At 49.3% G+C, this 23,316-nt stretch carries 19 protein-coding genes; 15 read left to right on the forward strand and 4 right to left on the reverse strand.

The features are described 5' to 3' along the window. Positions 1-186 precede the first annotated feature (186 nt). From MHB80_RS08915 to MHB80_RS08960, 10 genes are all read left to right on the forward strand, one after another. Positions 187-1,257: an AI-2E family transporter gene (locus tag MHB80_RS08915; protein WP_341281813.1), complete on the forward strand. Its 1,071-nt coding sequence runs from the start codon at positions 187-189 to the stop codon at positions 1,255-1,257. Between the two features lie 496 nt (positions 1,258-1,753). Beyond that, positions 1,754-4,387, forward strand: coding sequence for an alanine--tRNA ligase (alaS, locus tag MHB80_RS08920; protein ID WP_341281814.1), 2,634 nt, complete (start codon positions 1,754-1,756; stop codon positions 4,385-4,387). A gap of 59 nt (positions 4,388-4,446) precedes the next feature. Beyond that, the gene (locus MHB80_RS08925; RefSeq protein ID WP_056040153.1) at positions 4,447-4,710 is read left to right on the forward strand and encodes an IreB family regulatory phosphoprotein; all 264 of its coding nucleotides are present in this window, start codon (positions 4,447-4,449) and stop codon (positions 4,708-4,710) included. Between the two features lie 21 nt (positions 4,711-4,731). Further along, the gene (ruvX, locus tag MHB80_RS08930; protein WP_341281815.1) at positions 4,732-5,148 is read left to right on the forward strand and encodes a Holliday junction resolvase RuvX; all 417 of its coding nucleotides are present in this window, start codon (positions 4,732-4,734) and stop codon (positions 5,146-5,148) included. Positions 5,149-5,202: 54 nt separating this feature from the next. After that, entirely contained in the window at positions 5,203-5,499 is a 297-nt protein-coding gene (locus MHB80_RS08935) for a DUF1292 domain-containing protein (RefSeq protein WP_338555341.1), read from the forward strand. Beyond that, the gene (locus MHB80_RS08940; RefSeq protein WP_341281816.1) at positions 5,499-5,813 is read left to right on the forward strand and encodes a DUF1292 domain-containing protein; all 315 of its coding nucleotides are present in this window, start codon (positions 5,499-5,501) and stop codon (positions 5,811-5,813) included. Before MHB80_RS08935 ends, MHB80_RS08940 begins: the two co-directional genes overlap by 1 nt. An 89-nt stretch (positions 5,814-5,902) precedes the next feature. After that, a complete protein-coding gene (gene mltG / locus MHB80_RS08945) occupies positions 5,903-7,000 on the forward strand; it encodes an endolytic transglycosylase MltG (protein WP_341281817.1) in 1,098 nt (365 codons plus the stop codon). A 14-nt stretch (positions 7,001-7,014) separates the two neighbouring features. Next, entirely contained in the window at positions 7,015-7,947 is a 933-nt protein-coding gene (locus MHB80_RS08950) for a peptidase U32 family protein (RefSeq protein ID WP_341281818.1), read from the forward strand. Between the two features lie 26 nt (positions 7,948-7,973). Beyond that, entirely contained in the window at positions 7,974-9,260 is a 1,287-nt protein-coding gene (locus tag MHB80_RS08955) for a U32 family peptidase (RefSeq protein ID WP_341281819.1), read from the forward strand. Positions 9,261-9,451: 191 nt separating this feature from the next. Beyond that, the gene (locus tag MHB80_RS08960) at positions 9,452-11,689 is read left to right on the forward strand and encodes a methyl-accepting chemotaxis protein (RefSeq protein WP_341281820.1); all 2,238 of its coding nucleotides are present in this window, start codon (positions 9,452-9,454) and stop codon (positions 11,687-11,689) included. Between the two features lie 157 nt (positions 11,690-11,846). Here the strand turns inward: MHB80_RS08960 and MHB80_RS08965 are convergent, their stop codons facing one another. Continuing rightward, positions 11,847-12,860 carry a bifunctional glycosyltransferase family 2/GtrA family protein gene (locus tag MHB80_RS08965; RefSeq protein WP_341281821.1) on the reverse strand — a complete coding sequence of 338 codons (1,014 nt, stop codon included), beginning with the start codon at positions 12,858-12,860 and terminating at the stop codon, positions 11,847-11,849. Positions 12,861-12,866: 6 nt separating this feature from the next. Continuing rightward, on the reverse strand, positions 12,867-13,835 hold the full coding sequence (locus tag MHB80_RS08970; RefSeq protein WP_341281822.1) for a phosphodiester glycosidase family protein: 969 nt from the start codon (positions 13,833-13,835) through the stop codon (positions 12,867-12,869). A 176-nt stretch (positions 13,836-14,011) separates the two neighbouring features. Here MHB80_RS08970 and MHB80_RS08975 point away from each other — a divergent pair, with 176 nt between their 5' ends. After that, complete coding sequence (locus MHB80_RS08975; RefSeq protein WP_341281823.1) at positions 14,012-15,844, forward strand: penicillin-binding protein 2; 1,833 nt, start codon at positions 14,012-14,014, stop codon at positions 15,842-15,844. Positions 15,845-15,851: 7 nt separating this feature from the next. Here the strand turns inward: MHB80_RS08975 and ytvI are convergent, their stop codons facing one another. Then, positions 15,852-17,000: a sporulation integral membrane protein YtvI gene (ytvI, locus tag MHB80_RS08980; protein WP_341281824.1), complete on the reverse strand. Its 1,149-nt coding sequence runs from the start codon at positions 16,998-17,000 to the stop codon at positions 15,852-15,854. A 165-nt stretch (positions 17,001-17,165) separates the two neighbouring features. Between ytvI and MHB80_RS08985 the strand changes: the two genes are divergently transcribed. The 3 genes from MHB80_RS08985 to MHB80_RS08995 all read left to right on the forward strand — a co-directional run bounded on the left by MHB80_RS08985 (position 17,166) and on the right by MHB80_RS08995 (position 20,235). After that, the gene (locus MHB80_RS08985) at positions 17,166-18,560 is read left to right on the forward strand and encodes a polysaccharide deacetylase family protein (protein ID WP_341281825.1); all 1,395 of its coding nucleotides are present in this window, start codon (positions 17,166-17,168) and stop codon (positions 18,558-18,560) included. A gap of 92 nt (positions 18,561-18,652) precedes the next feature. Beyond that, positions 18,653-19,231, forward strand: a complete 579-nt coding sequence (locus tag MHB80_RS08990) for a sigma-70 family RNA polymerase sigma factor (RefSeq protein ID WP_341281826.1) — start codon at positions 18,653-18,655, stop codon at positions 19,229-19,231. Beyond that, positions 19,228-20,235, forward strand: coding sequence for an anti-sigma factor (locus MHB80_RS08995; RefSeq protein WP_341281827.1), 1,008 nt, complete (start codon positions 19,228-19,230; stop codon positions 20,233-20,235). The genes MHB80_RS08990 and MHB80_RS08995 overlap by 4 nt, the downstream gene beginning before the upstream one ends. Before the next feature lie 620 nt (positions 20,236-20,855). On the opposite strand, the gene ilvD is transcribed toward MHB80_RS08995, so the two are convergent. Beyond that, entirely contained in the window at positions 20,856-22,541 is a 1,686-nt protein-coding gene (ilvD, locus tag MHB80_RS09000; RefSeq protein ID WP_341281828.1) for a dihydroxy-acid dehydratase, read from the reverse strand. 191 nt (positions 22,542-22,732) lie between these two features. Between ilvD and MHB80_RS09005 the strand changes: the two genes are divergently transcribed. Next, positions 22,733-23,203 carry a MarR family transcriptional regulator gene (locus MHB80_RS09005; RefSeq protein WP_341281829.1) on the forward strand — a complete coding sequence of 157 codons (471 nt, stop codon included), beginning with the start codon at positions 22,733-22,735 and terminating at the stop codon, positions 23,201-23,203. Positions 23,204-23,316 lie beyond the last annotated feature (113 nt).

The following is a 23,316-nucleotide window of genomic DNA, read 5'->3' on the forward strand; positions in this document are numbered from 1 at the left end:
TGCTCAAAGTCCAATATGTCAATGGTCGGAAAATTTTGTATGATGCAAAAGCGACTTTTATTTAGCTTGCTCCCCGTTTCCCTGTGAAATTCTACAATGACCATGGATGATTTTCCCCGCTTGTACATATACTGTAGCAGACCGGCCTAGGGGCCTGTTTTGGTAAGCGAGCGGGGGTGAGGGAAAGTGGAGCGGTTCACAAAAAGCCGTCTGTTTGTATGGTTGGTCTACATTATTCTAGGTTTGCTGGCGCTGTATTTGCTTATATTGGTCAAGCCAATGTTTATGAATATTTATTTTTTCCTCAAGGCGATTCTTGCGCCATTTATCGTTGCCATGATTATTTCCTACGTGCTGAACCCGGTAGTGACGATGCTGCATGAACGTAAAGTTCCGCGTACGATGGCGGTGCTGCTCATTTATACGGTATTTTTCACAGCGCTGACCGTCTTGCTCGTCAATGTCATTCCAATGCTTGCCATGCAGGTGCAGGAGCTCAACGAGCGGGTGCCGGATCTGACGATGAAGGCGCAAAATTTCGTGACGGATATCAACAATACATCGTTTCTGCCGGACAGCCTGCGCGATGGGATGAACCAGTCGCTGCTACATATGGAGCGGAAGCTGTCGGAAACGCTGATCCATTTTATCAACAATATCGGCTCGGTGCTGAATACGGTGTTTATTGCCTTTATTGTGCCGTTTCTGGCATTCTACATTTTGAAGGATTTTGAGGTGTTCGAGCGGACGATCATTACGTACGTGCCCAAGTCGCATCGTCAAAACACCGTCCGGTTGATGAAGGATATTGACTCGGCGCTCGGCAGCTACATACGCGGGCAGTTTCTCGTCTGTCTGATCGTCGGTTTGCTTGCCTATATCGGCTACACGATTATCGGAATGGAATATGCGCTGCTGCTTGCCGGCATTGTAGCGATTACGAACATTATTCCCTACTTGGGCCCGTTTCTGGGGGCGATTCCAGCGATTCTGATGGCCTCGACCATATCGGTCAAAATGATGATTCTCGTCGCGGTAATCAATACGCTATGCCAAATTTTAGAGGGCAATATCATTTCTCCGCAGGTGGTGGGGAGGACGCTGCATATGCATCCGCTGGCGATTATTTTTGCCCTGCTGGTCGGAGGAGAGGTAGCGGGCGTCGCGGGGATGATTCTCGCCGTTCCGATTTTCGCGGCGCTGAAGGTCATCGTCCAGCATATGTTTGCCTATTATGTGCGGCGAAAGATTATTTGACAGCGGGCCTTGCTGCCGATATACTCATTTTTAGTACAACTCAAGCAAAAACGACTTCGTCGTCCTTCTGGGACGAGCGAAGAGCTTTGTCGGAGAAATATAAGCCCATTTATAAGTGCAATACTTATAAATTCTTATATTTTAAATGGAAATCGTTGATGAAAAAGAAGTAAGCTATAGACCGTCAATCAGAGAGGAAGCTTCTTCGCCGTTATCCGGCGTTGGCTGCAAGAGCTTTTATGGCGAAGGATGGCTGAAAGCTGCTTTCGGAGTGTGAATGAACTTCACCGGGAGGACCCGTTATTGTCCATACGAGGAGATTGCTGCGTAAGGCTGTGCCGCTAGAAATAGCGCAAGGCTGAAGCTGGCAATAACCAGGGTGGTACCGCGAGTTTTCGTCCCTGTCATAACTGACAGGGACTTTTTGATGTTTTAAATCAGATTTGGCTGCAAAATGCAGGCGTAAATAATGAAACCTATTGGAGGCGTATCAACTATGAAGGCTAGTGAAATTCGGGCAAAATGGCTTGCTTTTTTTGAAAGCAAAGGACATACAATCGAGCCGAGCGCATCGCTCGTGCCGCACAACGATCCATCGCTGCTATGGATTAACGCAGGCATGGCGCCGCTGAAAGCTTATTTTGACGGACGCGTCATTCCGGAAAATCCACGGATTACGAATTCGCAGAAGTGCATTCGCACCAACGATATCGAAAATGTCGGCAAAACGCGCCGCCACCATACTTTTTTTGAAATGCTCGGCAATTTCTCCATCGGCGATTATTTCAAGGAAGAAGCGATTACGTGGGCTTGGGAGTTTCTAACGGGCAAGGAGTGGATCGGCTTCGATCCAGAGCGCCTATCGGTTACCGTCTACCCGGAGGATGAGGAAGCATACGAGTTCTGGAATAAAAAAATCGGCCTGCCAGAGGAGCGCATCTACAAGCTGGATGAAAACTTCTGGGATATCGGCGAAGGTCCTTGCGGGCCATGTACGGAAATTTTCTATGACCGCGGCGACAAATACGGCGATTTGAATGATCCGGAATGCTGGCCGGGCGGCGAAAACGAGCGTTTTCTGGAAGTATGGAACCTCGTATTCTCGCAATTCAACCATAATAAAGACGGCAGCTATACGCCGCTTCCTAACAAAAACATCGATACAGGCGCAGGTCTGGAGCGTTTCGCTTCGATTTTGCAGGATGTAGATTCGAACTTTGATACGGACCTGTTCATGCCAATTATCGAGCGTACGTGTGAGCTTGCTGGCGTGAAATATCATGTGAACGCTGAGCATGATGTGGCGCTGAAAGTTATCGCTGACCACATTCGTACGGTTGCTTTCGCTGTCGGCGACGGCGTTATGCCTTCTAATGAAGGACGCGGCTACATTATTCGCCGTTTGCTCCGCAGAGCGGTTCGTTACGGAAAAACGATCGGCATCGACCGTCCATTCCTGCATGAGCTGACCGCTACTGTCGGCGAAGTGATGGGCGTGTACTATGACGAGGTTGTGTCTAAACGCGAATTTATTGAGAAGGTTATTCGTACAGAGGAAGAGCGTTTCCACGAGACGCTGTCCGACGGCCTGGCATTGCTCACGACGCTGGTAGATTCGGCTCGCGCAGCTGGCGGCAAGGAAATCGGCGGCGAAGATGCATTCCGTCTGTATGACACGTATGGCTTCCCGTTTGACCTGACGGAGGACTTTGCAGCGGAAAATGGCTTGACCGTTGACCGTGCAGGCTTTGACGCAGCAATGGAAGCGCAGCGTGAACGCGCACGGGCAGCTCGCCAGGATACGGGCGGCATGAAGATTCAAGGTGGCGCACTCGGCGAATTCACGGTTAAAAGCGAATTTGTTGGCTATAATGAATTGGTAATTGAATCGGCCATTACGGCCATTGTGCAAGAGGATGCGCTGATTGACAGCGCAAGCGAAGGCAGCGAAGTGTTTGTGCTGCTTGATCGTACTCCGTTCTATGCGGAGAGCGGCGGACAAATTGGCGACCGCGGCATCATTTCGGGCCAAGGCTTCTCCTTGCAGGTGAAAGATGTGACGAAAGCGCCGCATGGCCAAAGCGTGCATCATGCGCTCGTTGTATCCGGCACCGTGAAGACGGGCGAGAAAGTACAGGCGGCTGTTGCGAAAGCGGTTCGTGAAGATGTCATTAAAAACCACACAGCAACCCATTTGCTGCACAAAGCGCTCAAGGAAGTACTGGGCACACATGTTAATCAGGCCGGTTCCCTTGTTGAGGCGGAGCGTCTGCGCTTTGACTTCTCTCACTTTGGCAGCATTACCGATGAGGAGCTTGTAGAAATCGAGCGCCGTGTCAATGAGCAAATTTGGAACAGCACCGATGTGACCATTACGAACAAGTCGCTTGCAGAAGCGAAGGAAATGGGCGCAATGGCCTTATTCGGTGAAAAATATGGCGATGTCGTCCGCGTCGTGCAAGTCGGCGACTACAGCCTTGAGCTTTGCGGCGGCTGTCATGTAGCCAGCACTTCGCAAATCGGCGTGTTCAAGCTGATCAGCGAAAGCGGAATTGGCTCCGGCGTGCGCCGGATTGAAGCCGTTACAGGCCGCCATGCTTACAGCTACACGGAAAGCCAGCTTGATTTGCTGGGGCAAGCAGCAGCATTGCTGAAATCGAGCAATGGAGATGTGCCTAAGCGTATTGAAGCGCTTCATGCACAGGTGAAGGAGCTTAGCCGTGAAAATGAATCGCTGCAAGCGAAGCTGAGCCGGATCGAAGCAGGCTCGCTTGAGCAGCAGGCGAAGCAGATCGGCGAAATTACGGTGCTTAGTGCTCAAGTAAATGCGCCATCCATAGACGCGCTGCGCGGCATTTCTGATGAGCTGAAGCTTAAGCTGCCTTCTGCGGTAATTATTCTTGGCGCTGTTCAAGAGGATAAAGTCAGCCTTGTAGCGTCGGTATCGGCTGATTTGGTGAAGAAGGGTCTTCACGCTGGCAAAATTATTAAAGAAGCAGCAGCCGTGTGCGGCGGAAGCGGCGGTGGCCGTCCTGATATGGCGCAGGCTGGCGGCAAAGACGCTTCCAAATTGGAAGAAGCATTGAAACTTGCGGAAGAACTGGTTCTCGCCCAAGCAAATGTGATATGATAGGAATGTGTATCGATAGTAATCTCATTGAAATGTAGTTGGAAAGCGAGGTGCTGGCGATGAGTTCCATGGACAAAACGATGAAGTTTGATGTGTTGCCGGAAAGTTTGGAAACCTCCTCACAGGACATTTTGCTGTCTGTGCATGAGGCACTTCTGGAGAAAGAGTACAATCCGATCAATCAGATTGTAGGCTATTTGCTCTCCGGTGATCCCGCGTATATTCCGCGGCACAACAACGCCAGGAGCCTGATTCGCAAGAAGGAACGCGATGAACTCATTGAAGAGCTTGTCCGGTTTTATTTGAACAATAAGAAAACATAATAGTCAGGAGCCGGACAAGCAATGAGAACAATGGGACTCGATTACGGCGATCGCAACATTGGTGTTGCGGTAAGCGATCCTTTTGGCTGGACTGCGCAAGGGCTTGAGGTCGTAAAGAAGCGCCGGGACAATGGCGAATTGGATCGGCTCGCTGAAATTGCGCAGCAGTATGAGGTTAGTGAAATCGTCTTGGGACTGCCGAAAAACATGAATAACACCATCGGTCCGCGAGGCGAAATTAGTATTGAATTCGCAGAGCAGCTTCGACAGAAACTACACTTGCCTGTTCACCTTTGGGACGAACGGTTGACTACTGTAGCCGCAGAGCGTACTCTCATAGAAGCGGATGTCAGCCGTAAGAAGCGAAAGCTGGTAGTGGACAAAATGGCGGCAACGCTCATTTTACAAAATTATCTCGATTCTAAGGGCTTGCGTTAACAGGAGCGAAAGCTATTTTGGCGCAAATTACAAAACGAAAAGGTGAGGGTTAAGATGACAAAGGATGATATGCAGTTCGAAGAGCCGGAAATTATTTATATTCCGGATGAAGACGGCAATGAAGAAGAATTCGAAGTCATCATGAAGTTTGAAGTAGATGGCTCTGATCAGAAATATATGATGGTCGTTCCGCTCGTTGGCGAGAGCGAAGAGGAAGATGAGGTTTACGCCTTCCGCTACGAGGAAGATGGCGACGACCTCCAGCTGTACACGATTGAAGACGAAGAAGAGTGGAACATCGTGGAGGAGACGTTTAATACGCTGCTCGGCGAATTGGAGGAAGAAAATTAATGGATCAAGGCGAGGTACTAATCCCGCAGCCGCTTGAGCGGCTGCGGGAAGCCTTCGGTCCTCAAATCGAGCTGCTTGCGGGTGGCGGCGTTATGGAAACATTCGTCATCAAGGCTGAGTTTAGACTCGGCTCCTACGTCTATGCGGCGCTCCAGTCGGAAGCGATGAAGGGCGAGGATGAAGTGGAGCTTTTCCGCGTCATTGGCGAGCTTGGCGAAGAGCCGGAGCTTGAAACGATTGAGGATGATGAAGAATGGGAACTGGCGTCCGAAGCTTATGACGATTTGTTATTTGCTGGCGATGAGCGACCTTAAGCAAGCTTTATTATACGTATACATCGAGAAAAAGAGCGGTGCACACCGCTCTTTTTCTCGACGTATTGGGGAATTAGGAGGAAAGCAGGTTGGACAACGCAAAGAGGCAGTCATCTAAGCCTAGCAAGGTTCGTATCGCTTTTTACGTATTTTTAAGCATTTTAGGCGTCATCACTACAGTGGTGGGCGGCGCATTTATTTATTTGTGGCTTCAATTAGAGCCAACCAAGACGGCAGAGGCCAAGCAGATTGTCATTCCAAACAGCGCCTCAGCGAGCCAAATTTCCGATGTGCTTGAAGAGGAAGGGATTATTAAAAATGCCCTGATCTTTAAATATTATTTGAAGCTGGAAAAAGAAGGCGGCAAATTCCAAGCGGGCACGTATTCGATGAATCCTGGCATGGATAAGGCAGATGTCATTGCTATGCTGAACAGCGGCAGCACCGTCAAGCAGGAGACGATCCGGTTTACGATTCCAGAGGGGCTTACGGTACTGCAAATTGCCGATAAGCTGGCTGAAGAGAAGCTGATCGACAAGGATAAATTTTTGGAGCTTGCCGATAAACAGCAAACGTGGAGCAATGCGGATGCGGTCAATGAGATTTCCGCTGATGCCAAGCTGCATCACCGTCTGGAAGGGTATTTGTTTCCTGAAACCTATGAAATGAAGAAGGGCAGTACGGAGCAGGAAATATTGAACCGTATGATTTCTGAACTTGATGTCAAGCTTGCCCAGCTTCCCAATGATTGGACGATTCAGCTGGAAAAACGCAAGCTGACGATTCATCAGCTGCTTACGATTGCATCCCTGGTCGAGCGCGAGGTGGTCGTTGACGAGGAGCGTCCGATAGTTGCGAGCGTTATATATAATCGCTTGAACAAGCCGATGAAGCTTCAAATAGATGCAACGGTGCAATATGCACTCGATAAGCCAAAGGAACGTTTATATAATAAGGATCTCAAGGTAGACAGCCCTTATAACACCTATTTGGTAGATGGGCTCCCGCCGGGACCGATTGCAGCCCCAAGCCTTAGCTCAATCAAAGCGGCGCTTTATCCGCAGGAAACGGAATATTTTTTCTATGTAACTAAGAAAGATGGAACGGGACAGCATCTGTTTGCTAAAACCTTTAGCGAGCATAACCAGAATATTGCTAACAGCAACAAGACTGCTCAGTCTAAGTAAGGAGTGTTAGGAGCATGGCAGTAAAGCCAGAATTATTAACGACAGCTTCATCTTTGGAGGAGCTGGAGCGCCTAATTGCTGCCGGGGCTGATGCTTTCCTGATTGGAGAAGCACGCTACGGCATGCGTCTTGCTGGACAATTTGATCTGGAAATGATCAGGCAAGCGGTGGAGCTGGCGGCGCCTCACGGCGTAAACATTTATGTATCGGTAAATAATTTGATCGAAAACAAAGTCGTGGAATCTTTGCCTGGCTATTTGCAGGCACTGGCCGAAGCTGGCGTAAACGGCGTTATGTTCGGTGACCCCGCTGTATTGATGGCTGCACGGAGTGCGGCTCCTGACATGCCGCTGCATTGGAATGCCGAGATGACTTCAACGAATTATGCGACAGCAGAATATTGGAGAAAGCGCGGTGCTACGCGGTTTGTGCTTGCCCGCGAGCTGAATATGGATCAGGTCATTGAAATCAAAGAAAACTCCACGATGCCAATCGAGGTGCAGGTTCATGGCTTGACGAATATTTATCATTCCAAGCGTTCGCTTGTGAACAGCTATTTGGATCATCAGGAGGACTCCGGCAAGCTTGGCAGCGCCAGCAAGGAGCAAGGGCTATACGTAATGGAAGCTGAGCGTAAAGATGAGCGTTTCCCTATTTTTGAGGATGCCAACGGCACGCATATTTTGAGCTCGGATGATATTTGCATGCTGGAAAACCTGCATGAGCTGATGGAAATCGGCGTGGAGAGCTTGAAGATTGAAGGGCTGCTCAAGTCGATAGAATACAATGAAATCGTAGTAAGGGCTTATCGCAACGTCATTGACGCTTATATGGCTGATCCGGAGGGCTACCGTTTTCAGGATGAGTGGCTGAAGCCGATTCAAGAAGCGCAAGATCCACAGCGTGAGCTGAGCTTTGGTTTCTTTTATAAAGAACAGGTGTATTGAGGTATGGAGCAGGAGGTGCAGCAACTATGACAGTTGCAGAAAACACATATTCAGGGGCGACGAGCCCGGTGAAAACCCGCTATCAAGGGAAACGCCATAGACTCGATCGTCCCGAGCTGCTTGCCCCGGCAGGCAATTTGGAAAAGCTGAAATTCGCCATCCATTATGGCGCTGACGCGGTATACATTGGCGGACAAAAATACGGCCTTCGTTCCAACGCAGGCAATTTCAGCTTTGAGGAAATGCGAGAAGGCGTCGAGTTTGCCAAGCGTTATGGCGCTAAGGTTTTCGTGGCTACGAATATTTACGCGCATAATGAGGATATCGGCGGGCTTGAGGAGTATTTGCGCAATCTGGAGGAAGTCGGCATTTCAGCGATTATTGTCGCAGATCCGATTATTATCGAGACGGCTGCGCGAGTAGCTCCTAAGCTGGAAGCGCATTTGAGCACCCAGCAATCTACGCTCAACTGGCAGGCGGTACAGTTTTGGAAGGAAGAAGGACTGCCACGCGTCGTTCTGGCCAGAGAAACAAGCTTTGAAGAAATCGCCGAAATTAAAAAGCATGTAGATATTGAAATTGAAGCATTTATTCATGGCGCGATGTGTTCTTCATTTTCTGGCCGCTGTGTACTCAGCAATCACTTTACCGATCGGGATTCCAACCGTGGAGGCTGCTCGCAGTCGTGTCGCTGGAAATACGATTTGTTCGTTGATGATATGCCAATGTACACCGAAGGCGAAGATCAATTCACGATGGGGTCTAAAGATCTGTGTATGATTGAATATTTGCCGGAGCTGATTGATGTTGGCGTAGACAGCTTCAAAATTGAAGGCCGCATGAAGAGCATTCACTATGTTGCTACTGTTGTGAATGTGTATCGTCAAGCGATTGATTCCTATTTTGAGGACCCGGAAAATTTTGTGCTGAAGCAAGAATGGCTGGATGAAATTTTCAAAGCGGCGAACCGTCCGCTCAATACGGGATTTTTCCTCGATACACCGGGTGCAGAGGATCATATTTATGAGCCGGAAGATAAGCCAGCTCCTTATGATTTTGCCGGAGTTGTTCTGGAATACAACGAAGAGACGGGCATTGCGGTTGTACAGCAGCGCAACCACTTCAAATTGGGACAAGAAGTTGAGTTTGTAGGTCCCGGCGGCCGCTACTTCAAGCAGACGATTACGCGGATGACCGATGACAAGGGACAAGAGCTGGATGCAGCAAGACACCCGCTTCAGCGCATCCACATTAAGACTTTTGCACCTGTTGAACCAATGGATATGCTGCGTAAACTGATGATAAAAAAATAACTAGGACCACGACACTGTTTTCGTTTTTCGAAAACTGTGTTTTTTTTATTATTTATTAATTATTTGCGAGTTGAAAACCGATATATAGAATTAGGGGCTACATAAGAAAAGAGAGTAGAAGGATTCATTGACAACATATTGAACGCTTCTAGAGACCTAGTCTGTAACAAATGAAAAAGGCGGTGTCATCATTGAAAAAAAATGAGGACAAAACTCAGTCGAAGAAAATTGCGATGAAAAAAACAGAAGCGGGAAAATCTATGAAAGCCCTTTCCGGGCTTTGGGGCAGCTCTAAACCGGTTATGAAAAAAATCGCCACTAATACGGGCAAGTACGGGAAAAGCTCCTCCAAGCAGCTGCTCGCGCTGACGAAGGAAATGAAGCTGAACCAGGTCAATAAATCGGTAGGTACGAAGCTGTTTTTAATTATATTTGCCAGCATCGTAACCTGCGTTTTGGCGGTAGGTCTAATTGCATATTCACAGACGAAAACGATTGTCGAGCGCAAAGTTTCCGGGGCTAGCTTTCAGACGGTCAGTCAGGTAACGGCGAACTTGAACATTATTTTGGACAACTATGAAGAAATGACGATGCAAATTTTAATTAATAAAGACTTACATACGTTGATCGGTAAAATGCGTAACGGCGAGGACGATTATACCCGGTTTGAAGCAAGCCGCGAGTTGTCTAGCAAAATGCAGGATTACGCGCTAGGCAACTCCAGCATTAAGGCAATCTATTTGCTGCCGTTGGACGACAAGATGCCAGTCGTAACAGCAGGAAATGCTTCTTCTGTTGCAACCGCTGCGATGATGCAGGAAGAGTGGTTCAGCAAGGTGCAAGAAGCAAATGGCAAGGCGCTATGGATTGCGACCCAGCCGAAGGGCTTTGGCGGTGCGAACGGTGTGCCAACGGTTGGCATCAGCCGTCTTCTGAAGGACAGCACGCTGAATGAAGTTTCCTATATGCTGCTAATTGAAATTAATTTAGCAAGCCTCCAAGATTCAATAAAGGATGTATCCTTGGGACTAGGCAGTGAGCTTTCGATCGTAGATGGTCAAAACAACTATATTTTGCCTCCTAACATTGACCTGATTGCTCAGCCGGCTCCAGTAGCTCTTCCGACTGAAGGAGACGCTGCATTAGAAGGATCGGAAAAGCTGAATACTAGCGATGGCGAATCCATGCTGACGGTCTATAAATCATTTGATTCCGTAGATTGGAAGCTGCTCGGTCTTATTCCGGTAGATACGTTGGTCGAGGATGCAAAAGTTATTCGCAATATGACCATTATTACAGCGATTGTAGCTGTATTCATTGCGATTGCGATTGGCTTCCTTGTCATTAGAACGATTGCACAGCCACTGACGAACCTGCGTAATTTGATGAACGAGGGACAACGGGGCAATTTGACGGTGCGTTCTACGATTCGGAAACGTTCCGATGAAATCGGTGAGCTGAGCGACAGCTTTAACGATATGATGACGCAAATTACCAATTTGGCGAAGCAGGCTACACAATCTGCGGATACTGTGCTGCATACTGCAGGCGAGCTGACGGATGTATCGCGGAAAACAGCCATTTCTTCACGGGAAATATCAGTCGCAACCGAAGAAATCGCAAATGGCGCTTCAAGCCTTGCTGTTGAAGCAGAGCGCGGCAGCGACTTGAGCGGCAATATTTCGACCCAAATGGAAACGGTGAAGCAGGCGAATGCGGAAATTGTGCGTGCAGCTGGTGAGGTAGAGAAAGCGAGTGAGCGTGGAGCGGCCTACATGGGCGAGCTGAGCCACAAAACTGGACAGACCGAGCAAATGACACGCTCTATGGTTGAAAAGGTAGACAGCCTTAAAGACAGCACAGGCTCTATCGTTAAAATATTGGATGTATTGAACAATTTGACGAAGCAGACCAACATCCTTTCCCTGAATGCGGCGATTGAAGCAGCGCGTGCAGGTGCAGCGGGCAAAGGCTTTATGGTCGTGGCTGATGAAATTCGCAAGCTGGCCGATCAATCCCGTCAATCGATTGATGTGGTAGGACAAATCACGGAAAAAATCCAAGAGGAAATTGACAATACGGTTAGCGTATTGTCGGATGCTTATCCTTTATTCCAGGAGCAAATTGTTTCTGTGAAGCAGGCGACGGATATTTTCGTAGGTGTTCAGGAGCAGATGGTACAGTTTGTACACAAGCTGGATTCGGTAACGGATTCCATCGGCGAGCTGGACAAGTCGCAGGAAGTGTTGTCTGAGGCGATGACGAATGTCAGCGCAGTAGCACAGCAATCCTCGGCAACATCAGAGGAGGTAGCTTCCCTCAGCAGCGAGCAGCTTAGCATTAGTGACGGTCTCGTCAGCCTGTCGGAAGAGCTGGGCAGCGTATCGCGTGAGCTGAAGGATTCGCTTTCGAAATTTAAAATCGAATAATATCGACTTTCATTCAGCCGTTTGAACGGGGTGCTTCCCTTGTTCAAACGGCTTTTTTTCAAACATGGTGAAAAATGCGTAACGAAAATGAAAAGGTTGTGCTGGAGTAATGGCGATCGGAAGCCAAGCTTTTCATGCATTGAAGCCATATTTTACTCTAATACACATATTTGCGCTGGGCCCAATAACTGAAAAGAAAGATGGATGCCTCGGTCAGCAATTTGGCGATAACAAGGGGAAGGATAAGGGTTTCATTGTAAAAATACAGCAATCCATAATTTAAGAGCAGCACAAGAATGACCAGCGAGAAATATTTAGGCAGCGATTGGTGGACCCTGGATACTTTGCTGCCCGTGAACACGTATTTTCTGTTCATTGTATAGTTGAAGATGGAGCTGCACAATCTTGCGGTTACTACGGACAAGAACAGGTTGTGGCTAATGCTTTGAATAAGGAATAATAGCGTGAAATCTAGTATTGCTGACAGCAGGGAAGAGGTGCTGAACATTATAATCGGCAAATAAATGCGGAAAGAGTCGAGCAGCGGGCGAAAATGGGATGATTTATTATGATCCAAATAGACGGTATCAATATATTCCTCGGTAATCTTATAGCCATCCCGGTGAGCGGTCAGCAGCATGTTCATTTCATATTCGAACCGCTCGCCAGGAATTTGGCACAGCCAGTCCAGCATGGAAAATGAAAAGCCGCGCAAACCGGTTTGCGTATCATAAATTTTAGTGCCCGTAGTGAGAGAGAAGACTGACCGAGTGACCGAGTTGCCAAAGCGGCTGCGCAGTGGAATGGTTCCGCTAAAACGGCGGCTGCCCAGCACAATGCCCGGCGTTGTCTGGCTGAGCAGCTTCTCGAAAATCCGCTTTATGTCATGGGGCAGATGCTGCCCGTCACTATCTGCACAGACGACGTGGCCCGGCAAACCGGCTTTTTGTATATAGCCAAACCCCGTTTTTAAGGCACGTCCTTTCCCGAGGTTGACCTCATGGGTCAGAACGGTGCAGCCGGAGGCTTCAGCCGCTTCAAAAATGTCACGGTAGCTTGGCCCGCTTCCGTCATCAACAATGACGATGGGCTCAAGCTGGAACGCATGCAGCTGCTGGATCAGATCAAGCAGCCGATTATCAGGCTCATAGGCCGGAATTAATATAGTCATGATGAATTACTCCTCCCCAATATATAAGATGTCGCTGACGCCGCGCTCTTGATTTTTACCAAGCGGATTATTGACAACTCTGCCCATGAAATACATCGTCGATGAACCGCCGCCGTCCAAATTGTAGGCTTCTGTAGCTCCGAGGCCAGCCATGACATCAGCAAGCTCGGTAAGTGTCATTCCGCGGCTATAACCTTCCTTCCGCCCGTCTACTACAACAAATACATAATGGTTTGGAGCAATCATTCCGATCGCGGTTCTCGGATTCGCATTTTGGATCGAGCGGTTTCCAAAATTAGTATCGATTTTCACACTGCTGAAATCACTAGTGATTATGCCATCTTGTATCAGTATGGGGCCGAATGACAACGTATTGGTGACGCCGTCAGCAAGCAGATCGGAGGAGGAAATCTCTGCTTCATCATACGTTTGGAGCGATCCGTCATCGAATAGTGCCAGCGCATCCCGCACCGGATCATCGCGGTATACGGTGCCGTTGCGAATAATGACGCCATCATCACGGAAGCCATAATAATCGCCGTTGATTGCAAAAATGGCATTATTGCTGGAAGCGATGACCGAGGTATCCTCTATAATATTCGTTCCAAAACTGTTTTCGGCGAATGCAGAGCGCAGGCTGCTGGCATCTTGAACCGTGACATCTGCGACAAAATACGTGATCAGATCTGAGCCAGAGCCTGTCTGAACCTGCTCAATTTTAATTTGGATATCGTCGCTGCTGTAGTTCCAATCATCTGATGCTGCTTGAACTTCAGCAGTTGAAGCAGCTGTATCGCTTGAGCTGTTGGACGTTGCAGCTTGGTCAGTTACGACGACTTCAACGTGCTTGATCAAATAACGGTCTGCGAGACCATATGTCAATGAGCCAAGGCCTAAGAGCGTTGCGATCGTTGCAATCGTTGCAATCATCCATATCCGTTTCGTTTTTTTGGCTGCCTTCTTGTGCGTCTTCATAATAGAAGCATCACCTCTTCATGTAGGTTCTTGAGGGTTATCATACTTGGGCTACCTTAAATGAAACTGAACTATTTTGGGGGCAGCTGGAGCGAGTGTTGAAGGGCTTAAGGGAAGGGCGACGCGGTTTATACGTTGGCATTAAGGCCATACTGAGGGGAGGGAGGCTAGCTGAAATGATTAGGCGGCGTGCAGCAATTGTAGCAATACTTTTAACGGTTATAATGGCAGGTTATTTGATTAGGCTGGCGACGCTGCAGTTGGTGCCAAGCTTGGGTCAGCCCGCTGCCCAGATGCTCAGCAAGCATATCGACTGGAAGCATAAGGCAGCTATTCAGCGGCAGCGAAATTTGGTGCTGGATTCAGGGCGCGGCGACTTTATGGATCGTTACGGGAGAGCCATTACGGGGGAAAGCTATTCAGCATTGGCACTATTTCCAGTAGAGAGCAAGGCACGGGGAGAGACGACAGAGCTGCGCAAGCTAGCGAAGCTTCTGCAGGTGTCTTACGAGCAGCTGGTGGAAAAATGGGATGCGCTCAAGAGTGCTGATTTTTGGCGGGAGGAAGGGCAGAAGGCACCCTTGGACCTTTCTGCGAGCCAGCTCACAGGACTTTCGCAGCTCCATATAAATGGAGTCAAGGTGCTGCCCTATCACAATCGGTATTTGCCGCAGCTTAATGCCAGGCAAGCCATTGGTTTTATAAGCCAGCATCCGGAATGGCTGGAGCAGGCTTATGGAGCGGATCTGGCGTCAGGCAAGCGCAAGCTGACAGATGAAATCGGCGGTGCTGGACTTGAGAAATCGCTGGATACGCTGCTAAGAGGCAATGGGCCAACGTCGGTATCTTTTTATGTTGATGGGCAGCGGCATCCGCTTCAGGGGCTGGGTCTGCGGGTTTTTCAGCCGGATAGCGCCTATTATCCGTTGAAAGTAAAGACGACGCTGGATGTACAGCTCCAGCAGCAGCTTGAGCTGTACGCAGATGCAAATGGCTTGAAAGCTGGAGCAATCGTCGTGCTGGATGCGCAAAATGCGGATATCGTCAGCATGGTGTCCAGACCGCAGATGAACCCGCAGCAGCTGGATCGGAATGAAGAAACCGATTGGTCGAATCATGCGCTCCAAGCGGTTGCCCCGGGTTCGATTTTTAAGCTTGTAACAGAAGCGGCGGCGCTTGAGGCTGGTGTTGTGGATGAAAAAGAAGTGTTCACATGCAGTGGGCAATACGGAAAATATGGTTTAACTTGCTGGAAGCAGGATGGTCATGGAAGTCTGACGCTTGAGGAAGGATTAGCCAAGTCCTGCAACATTGTGTTTGCAACGCTTGCGGAGCGGTTGAGTGGCTATGAGCTGTATCAGACTGCTACGGCGCTTGGCATTGGTGATCCATCTGGCTGGCATGCCGAATCAGCATTTGGCCCGTTTGCCGGACGTTTGCGGCTGCTTGGCGAGGAAGAGGGCGGACAGTTGTTTGCTGCGAGCATTTGGCAGCAATTGCAGGACAAGCCTACTCTTGACGTAGACGGAGGCATTATGGCTCAAAGCGGTATCGGCCAACGGGATGTCAGGATGACGCCGCTGCAGGCGGCGAATTTGGTCGTGACGATTTTACATGGCGGTCAACGGCTGGAGCCGCGAATCGTAAGTGAAATTCGTTATGCGAACGGACAACTGATGGTGGAGCTGAAGCCCCGGCAAGCCCGGCAGGCGGGAACGCCGATACATGCGAGAACCGCTGGCACGCTGCTGGAAGGGATGAAGGCGGTCACCGAGTACGGAACGGGACGCTCCATTCGGGATGGCATATGGCCAGTTGCCGGTAAGTCCGGTACGGCGCAGACGCTGCTCAGCGGCAAGGAGCGCGTTCACCAGTGGTTCATCGGCTACGGACCAACAAATACGCCGCGATACGCCGTCGCCGTGCTTGCCGAGAACAGGAGTCCCGGTACAAGCAATCAGGCGACGAAGCTGTTTCGCGGCGTCATGGATATTATAGCGAAGCGATAAAGCAGATTTAAACGCTTGGAGGGGCAGGCGGGTTGCCTGTGCCTCCTCCGGCACCTGGAGGAGGCACCTGGCTGTCGAATTCGCCTTGCGGCGCTCTGATCCAGCGATGGAAAAAGCCTTGGTCATACAAGGTTTTGAGCAAAATGATGAGCACGGGCGATAAGATGACGCCGGCAATGCCGAACAGCTTGAGCGAAATAATCATAAATGCCAGCATCGTAAATGCAGATACGCCGAGCGTGTCTCCGGTAATTTTAGGCTCCAATAGCTGTCTGGCCAATACGACGACGATATATAATACGGACAGCCATACCGCAAGGGAAGTATGCCCCACGATAAACAAATAAATGATCCAAGGGATAAAGATCGTTCCTACCCCAAGCAGCGGCAGCACATCAAAAATAGCCGAGATAACGGCGACTACAAGGGCATTTTTGACACCGAGCAGCAGCAGTGAGATGAAGATGACGAAAAACGTAATCGTAATCATCTTGGCTTGCGCCTTCAAGTAGCCGGAAATGCCCTTTAATACATTTTCACGCAAGAAGAAAAAGGCTTTTTTAAACGTTTTTGGCGTTTTATCCGCCGCTGTTTTTTTCCAGTCATTAATTTCAATACTTAGGAAATAAGCTAATATAATACCGACCAGAAAGTTAAACATAAAGCTGGAGAACGAGGACACGTAGCCGACGGTTCCAGCGAAAATCGTTTTGACCAAATTCGGCACATATTCGGCAGCGCCCTGGATGTATTCCGTAATTTGCGCGACGAGCTCAGGCGGGAGGGCCTGAATTTTATTTTGCACCTGTGACGTGCTAAGCTCTACCTGCTCCACGAGAATAGCCTGATATTCCGGCAGCTTGTCCAGAAACTCTGAGCCCTGCTTCGAAATAATGTAACCGAGCCCGGAGAAGGCGGATAGAATAAGGATGGAAAACAATAAAATCGATATGCCTGACGCGATGGATTTCTTAATGCCAATCTTGTTCAGCCTGCGTGCCAGCGGCTCAATGCACATAAAAATAACAAAGGAGAAGATGATAGGTGTCGCCAATTGATAAAAATGACTAAAGGCAAACATAATTAAATAAACCGTTAGCGCGATCAATGCAATGTCGAAAGCGGTTCGCCAATATTTCTTATAAAAGGGTAGCATAGCTGAAAACCTCTCTTTTCCAATTTCGTATATCTCGTTTTGATTGTACTATAATTTTAATTTTGCTGCCTATTTTTTGTAGCCATATGATACAATTAAAGTTATCGTTGTTTGTTTATCGCCGATTACATGCAGCTAAAATTTTAATAACGGTGGGGAAACAATATGGAGAACTTAGTTGTCTGGACTCTTTATCTTTTCTCGTTCTACGCTTTCCTCCCTGCGTTTATCAGTCGTACTTTCGGATTTAGGGTTTTTAAGAAAGGCCTGGTAAAGAAGGAAATTGCCCTTACCTTTGACGATGGCCCGGATGCTATCTATACGCCAAAGCTGCTTGAATTGCTGGCTCGCTATGATGCGAAAGCGACTTTTTTCATCGTTGGTGCACATGGCGAAGCGCAGCCGGAGCTATTGCGCAAAATACATGAGGAAGGCCATACGCTTGGCATACACAATTATGTTCACAAGACCAATTGGTTCATGCGGCCAAGGTCCGTCAAGCGTCAGATCGAGCGTACATGCGAAATAATACGAGAGGCGACGGGGAGCCGTTCCAATTATTATCGGCCTCCTTGGGGCATTATCAATGTGTTTGATTTTGCTAGCATTGGCCATTTGCAAATCGTATTATGGTCGTCAATGTTCGGAGATTGGAACAAGAGCCTGGGGGCGGAACGCCTTAAGCGGAAAATGCTGAAGAAGCTCCGCCCCGGCGAGGTGCTGCTGCTTCATGATTGCGGGCAAACGCCTGGCGCCCATCATGATGCTCCTGCTAATATGCTGATCGCACTTGAGGCTTATTTGCAGGAAGGCTCCCAGCAAGGCTATCGTTTTGTTACGATTGAAGAGATGATTAAGCTGACAGAGCGAGCTAAGGAACGCCAGCTGTCATGGTTTAAAAAATCACTTATAACGCTTTGGCTGCAGTATGAGCGCTTATTCCATCTCGCGTTTCAGCTTAAGCAGGTAGGAGTGGAGTCGCCGGCGCTGCATTATCGAATGATTTCTTACAGCGGCCAGCCAATCGAGCTAGCTGAGGGCGAACGTTTAAGCAAGGGAGACCGCGTGGTGGAGCTGCATTTTGACAACCGCAAGCTGTCCGGCATTGCGGCAGAAGCGGCATCGCCACTAGCTGCTGGAATTAGAATGCTGCGGGAAGTAGAAGCAGCATTGCCTATGCTTGCCCATCAATTGGCGCATGATCCCTCGGCGGCTGATGCGAAAGCATTATACGGCGTTACAATGATTCATCGAGGAGCGGATCGATTTGGCTTTGAGGTGATTCCATTGCCGGACGGCTTATTTGCTCGTACGACCCGAATTTACTTGCGGCTGCTTATGCGCGTGTTGACGAAGAAACCGAGGAATGCGAAAAGCAAGGAGCGCAGGAAAGCGATTGATCCATGTATGCTGCTATATCCGATGAGCAAAATACAAGCTTTTCAAAATACGCAAGCAGCGCTGCTGAGGGTAAGCATAGGTCAAGAGGCGAGCTTGCAGGCGGCGCCAGCAGTTGCTGTGGATGCTGTTCCGATTGAGGGCAGTACTTCCACCATATAATCGAACTCCGGCGTCTGTTTACAGGCGGCCGGAGTTTTAAAATAGAAAAAAAGGCATACAGATCACTTAATTATAGAGGAGGCTATCCCAGGATGGGGGAACCGACATCTGATGAATATTTAATTCAGCTGATTGCACGGCAGGATGCATCGGCACTTGAGCAGCTGTACGATCGCTATGAACGGCCCGTCTACTCATTCGTTTATCGAATGCTGAAAGATGAGATGGCATCGGAGGAAGTGGTGCAGGAGCTGTTTGTGCGGGTATGGAATGCGGCTTCTAGAGTTGAAACCGAAGAAGCCTCAGGAAAAATTAGCACCTGGATTTTTGCAATCGCCCGCAACCTTGCCATTGATTGGATCAGAAAGCAGGGCAGACGTCCGCAGCAGGTTCAGGAAGAGAACATCTTAGAGCGAACGGTCGATCCGCTTACAACTGAAAAGGTTGTGGAGGACCGAATGCTCGGCGAGCAGATGAAAGAAGCCATTGAACAGCTGAGTGATGACCAGAAGCAGGTTGTTGAATGGATCTATTATATGGGTTATACGCAGCAAGAGGTGGCGGACAAGCATCAAATTCCGCTTGGTACCGTTAAAAGCAGGGTAAGGCTGGCGCTAGGCCAGCTGCGCAAACGATTCGAACATACATGGAAGGAGGGAGTGCGGCAATGATTAAACCTAATGATTCATTTTGTGATGACGTGGAGATGTATTCACTTGGAGGCCTTGATGCTGAAGCAACGCAGCAATTTGAACATCACTTGTCGCATTGCCAGCAGTGCAGAGAGATGGTGGAGGAGTTACAACCACTTATCTCTCAATTCCCTCTGGCAGTTGAGTCGGTAGAACCGCCAGCCGGTATGAAGCAGCGTATACTGGCTGCTGTATTGCAGTCTGCGCCAACGCCTGTACCGATGTCGACATTAACAGCCGCTGATGAAAGCATTCGCCCAGAACGCCAAGAGAGCAGTGATAATCAGGCAAGCAGCCCTATCGATTCTAACAGTGAAAACAAGGCTGACAGTGAAAAATCCGCTCATCGCCCGGGGGTAGTCCCATTGCGAGCAGCAGCAGGGGAAGCAGGCGCGGCGGACAAGCGACCGTCTCCAAGCCAAACAGAGCAGCGGACAGCAGCTCTACAGGCTCAGCTGCGCAAACGCTGGGTTGCTCGTTTGGTGACGGGTGTTGCGGCTTCGCTTGTTATTCTTTCCGGCTTTTTATTGCAGCAGGTTAACCAGCTTAGCAATGAAACGGCTGATTTAACGAGCCAGCTGGAGCAGCTGAAGCAGCAGATTGCTGCCTCCGACAGTCCAGCTGCTGCTTCACAGGTAAACGGTGTCGTATCGCTTAAGCCAGCGGAAGCAGGCATTGTAGCCGAGGGCCGCGCAACGATTAGCGTAGACAGCAAAGGCATGCATTTGATCGTTCAGGTCGAGCAGCTGCCTAAGCTTCAAGGCGATGAAGCCTTTCAGGTGTGGCTGCTTAAAGAGGGCAAGCCGGTTAATGCGGGGACGTTCCTACCAAATGAAGGCGTAGGAGCGCTGTATTTTACATTTAATCCGGATGACTACGATCAAATTGCCATTACGCAAGAGCCGGATGCCAATGGGGTAGAGCCAAGAGGCTCGATGGTGCTTGCCGGGGCATTAAGCCAAAGCGAGAAATCAAGCTCTTAATTGCAGGTTTAGCTTGCTTGCAAGCCAGTTTGCTTATCTGCTTGTTATTAAATCATTTTAGCGGTTAAATAGGAAAGACCATGCAAAAAAGCACGCTTGCTCGCGGTCAACGCGGTTGAGCGTGCTTTTTCTTGTTTCATTCACCCGCAAGCCTAGCCAGCTGCAGTTTCTGATTGAATTTAGCGCACAAGTAATAGGAGCCTGCTTAATGAAAGGTCGCTTCGGTCAAGCTCTTTAGGCTTGGTGGACACAGCAGCCGCTATTTCAACCGAATCACGGGTAATGGCAGAGTCTGCGGACTCCAGAGACGCTATTTGCCGCCAAACATTATTTTGCCGGGATAATGAGGAGGATAGCGGATTTCCTGTCCGCGTACAGCCTCAAATCGTCTAAAATGACACAATAGCGGAACCTCAGTCCTTCAAAAAGGAGGCAGCGCCTCGAGCTGTGTTGTTCCTGCAACACTCGCATGCCGCGGCTAATGAGCCTTGAACCGTCAGATTAGATTGGCTTGGCTTGGATTGGGATAAACGTAATGTAAGAACAAGCAGCTCGATTCTGATTAGAATACACATCTAGGGCAAAAGAAAAGCAGCGCCGAAGCGCTGCTTGATGTTAGACTACATTTTCATTACGCCGCCACGGCTGGCGTTAGTAACGAGGTGGGAATAACGCGCGAGATAACCGCGTTTGATTTTTGGTTCGAAGCCTGGCCATGCGGCACGGCGTTTCTCGAACTCCTCGTCGCTGATTAAAACGTTCATTCCACGGTTGTTCATGTCCAGCTCAACGATGTCGCCGTCTTGTACGAAAGCGATTGGACCGCCTTCAGCCGCTTCCGGTGAAACGTGGCCGATACTGATTCCGCGGGATGCGCCGGAGAAGCGTCCATCGGTTACGAGACCGACTTTAGCGCCTAGGCCCATACCAGCGATTTGTGAGGTAGGAGCAAGCATTTCTGGCATGCCTGGGCCGCCTTTAGGTCCTTCATAACGAATGATGACAACATGTCCTTCTTTAACTTTGCCGTTAGCGATGCCAGCAAGAGCTTCATCTTGGGAATCAAAGCAAATAGCAGGACCTTTATGATAGCCGTTAACCGATTTGTCGATCGCGCCGACTTTGATAATTGCGCCGCCTGGAGCAAGGTTGCCGAACAGTACAGCAAGTCCGCCGCGCTCACTATGCGGATTGTCAATCGTCCGGATAACGTCGGTATTTTGAATTTCACAGCCCTCTACGTTTTCGCGCAGCGTCTTGCCAGTTACAGTGATGCAATCGCCATGCAGAGTGCCTTCTTTTTTGAACATTTCATTCAGTACGGCACTTACGCCGCCAGCCAGATGCACATCTTCGATGTGGTAATCGGAAGCCGGAGCGATTTTAGCCAAATGCGGCACGCGCTCAGCAATTTCATTGATGCGCTCGATTGGGTAGTCAATGCCTGCTTCATGTGCAAGTGCCAGCGTATGCAGAACAGTATTTGTGGAACCGCCCATTGCCATATCGAGGGCAAAAGCATTATCAATCGTATCTTTCGTTACGATGTCGCGAGGCTTGATGCCAAGCTCAATCAGCTTCATCAGCTGAGTAGCCGATTGCTTAACGAATTCTCTACGCTCAGGTGCTACGGCAAGAATCGTGCCGTTGCCTGGAAGCGCGAGGCCAAGGCCTTCAGCAAGACAGTTCATCGAGTTGGCAGTGAACATGCCTGAGCATGAGCCGCAAGTCGGACAGCCGAACTGTTCAAGCTCCAGCAAGTCTTTATCATCGATGATGCCTGCTTGGTAAGCGCCGACGCCTTCAAAAACGCTGGAGAGCGAGATCGAGCGGCCGTCAGATGTTTTACCCGCTTTCATTGGTCCGCCACTGACGAACAGCGTCGGAATGTTGACGCGCAGGGCGCCCATCATCATGCCTGGAGTAATTTTGTCACAGTTCGGTATGCAAACCATACCGTCGAACCAGTGCGCATTTACAACGGTTTCTACGGAGTCGGCGATAATTTCACGGCTCGCCAGCGAGTAGCGCATGCCGATATGTCCCATTGCAATCCCGTCATCAACTCCAATGGTATTGAATTCGAAAGGAACGCCGCCAGCATCGCGAATGGCTTGCTTAACCAGTTTGCCAAACTCCTGCAAATGAACGTGACCAGGTACAATATCAATATAGGAATTACAAACAGCAATGAAGGGCTTGTCGAAATCTTCCTCCGCAACCCCTGCTGCACGCAGCAAGCTGCGGTGCGGTGCACGGTCAAATCCTTTTTTTATCATGTCGGAACGCATCTTCTTAGGTGCCATTAAAAATCCCTCCAGTATGAAAAGTCGATACCTTTGAGTTTAACACAGAGGACAAGCATTGGCTAGTAATGTTGATGGACTTATATGCTTAATACGGCTTCTGGCTTGGCTATCAAGGAAAAACACGGTATAGTAGTAGGAAAAGTATAATTATCGTGACGTGAAGAAATCCAGTATCGCGAGGGGTATAAATGAATCAGGAAAATACGGAGAAAAGAATAGAAAAAATGCGTGAGATGGACGAGGCCTTTCGCCAGCTCAGACGTCTAATCCATGCCGAATGGAATCGGTTTAATGTTCAAGGGCTTGGCATGACGGATGCAAAGATGGTTTTGCTGCTGTCGGAGCATGGCCCGCAGAAAGCGTCGGTTATGGCGGAGCTTCTGCAAATCACGAGTGGCGCGGTCACCGGCATCGCAGACCGATTAATTAATTTTGGCTACATTGACCGCGAGCGCAGTGAAGAGGACCGCCGTATTGTGCTGCTCACAATCACGGATGAGGGGCGCAAATTGGTGGATGGCATTATGCGTGTTCGCGAAGATCTCATGCTCAGGCTCTATGAAGGATTTTCGCTGGAGGATATGGATATTACCGTGAGCATGTTCACAAGAATGAGTGAAAATTTGGAACGCAAGCGCGAGGACAACAGCGAGGCTTAGTCCCGCTGACTGGCCCTTGGTGCTGCCTTTGCGCAGTAAGCTTCCCATGCGTTCATATCAAGGTGAAACGGCTATCGCCGTCCTTTGGGGGCGCAGCGCGTTTCAGTCCGAGA

Source organism: Paenibacillus sp. FSL H8-0537 (assembly GCF_038051995.1).
Taxonomy (GTDB): Bacteria; Bacillota; Bacilli; order Paenibacillales; family Paenibacillaceae; genus Pristimantibacillus.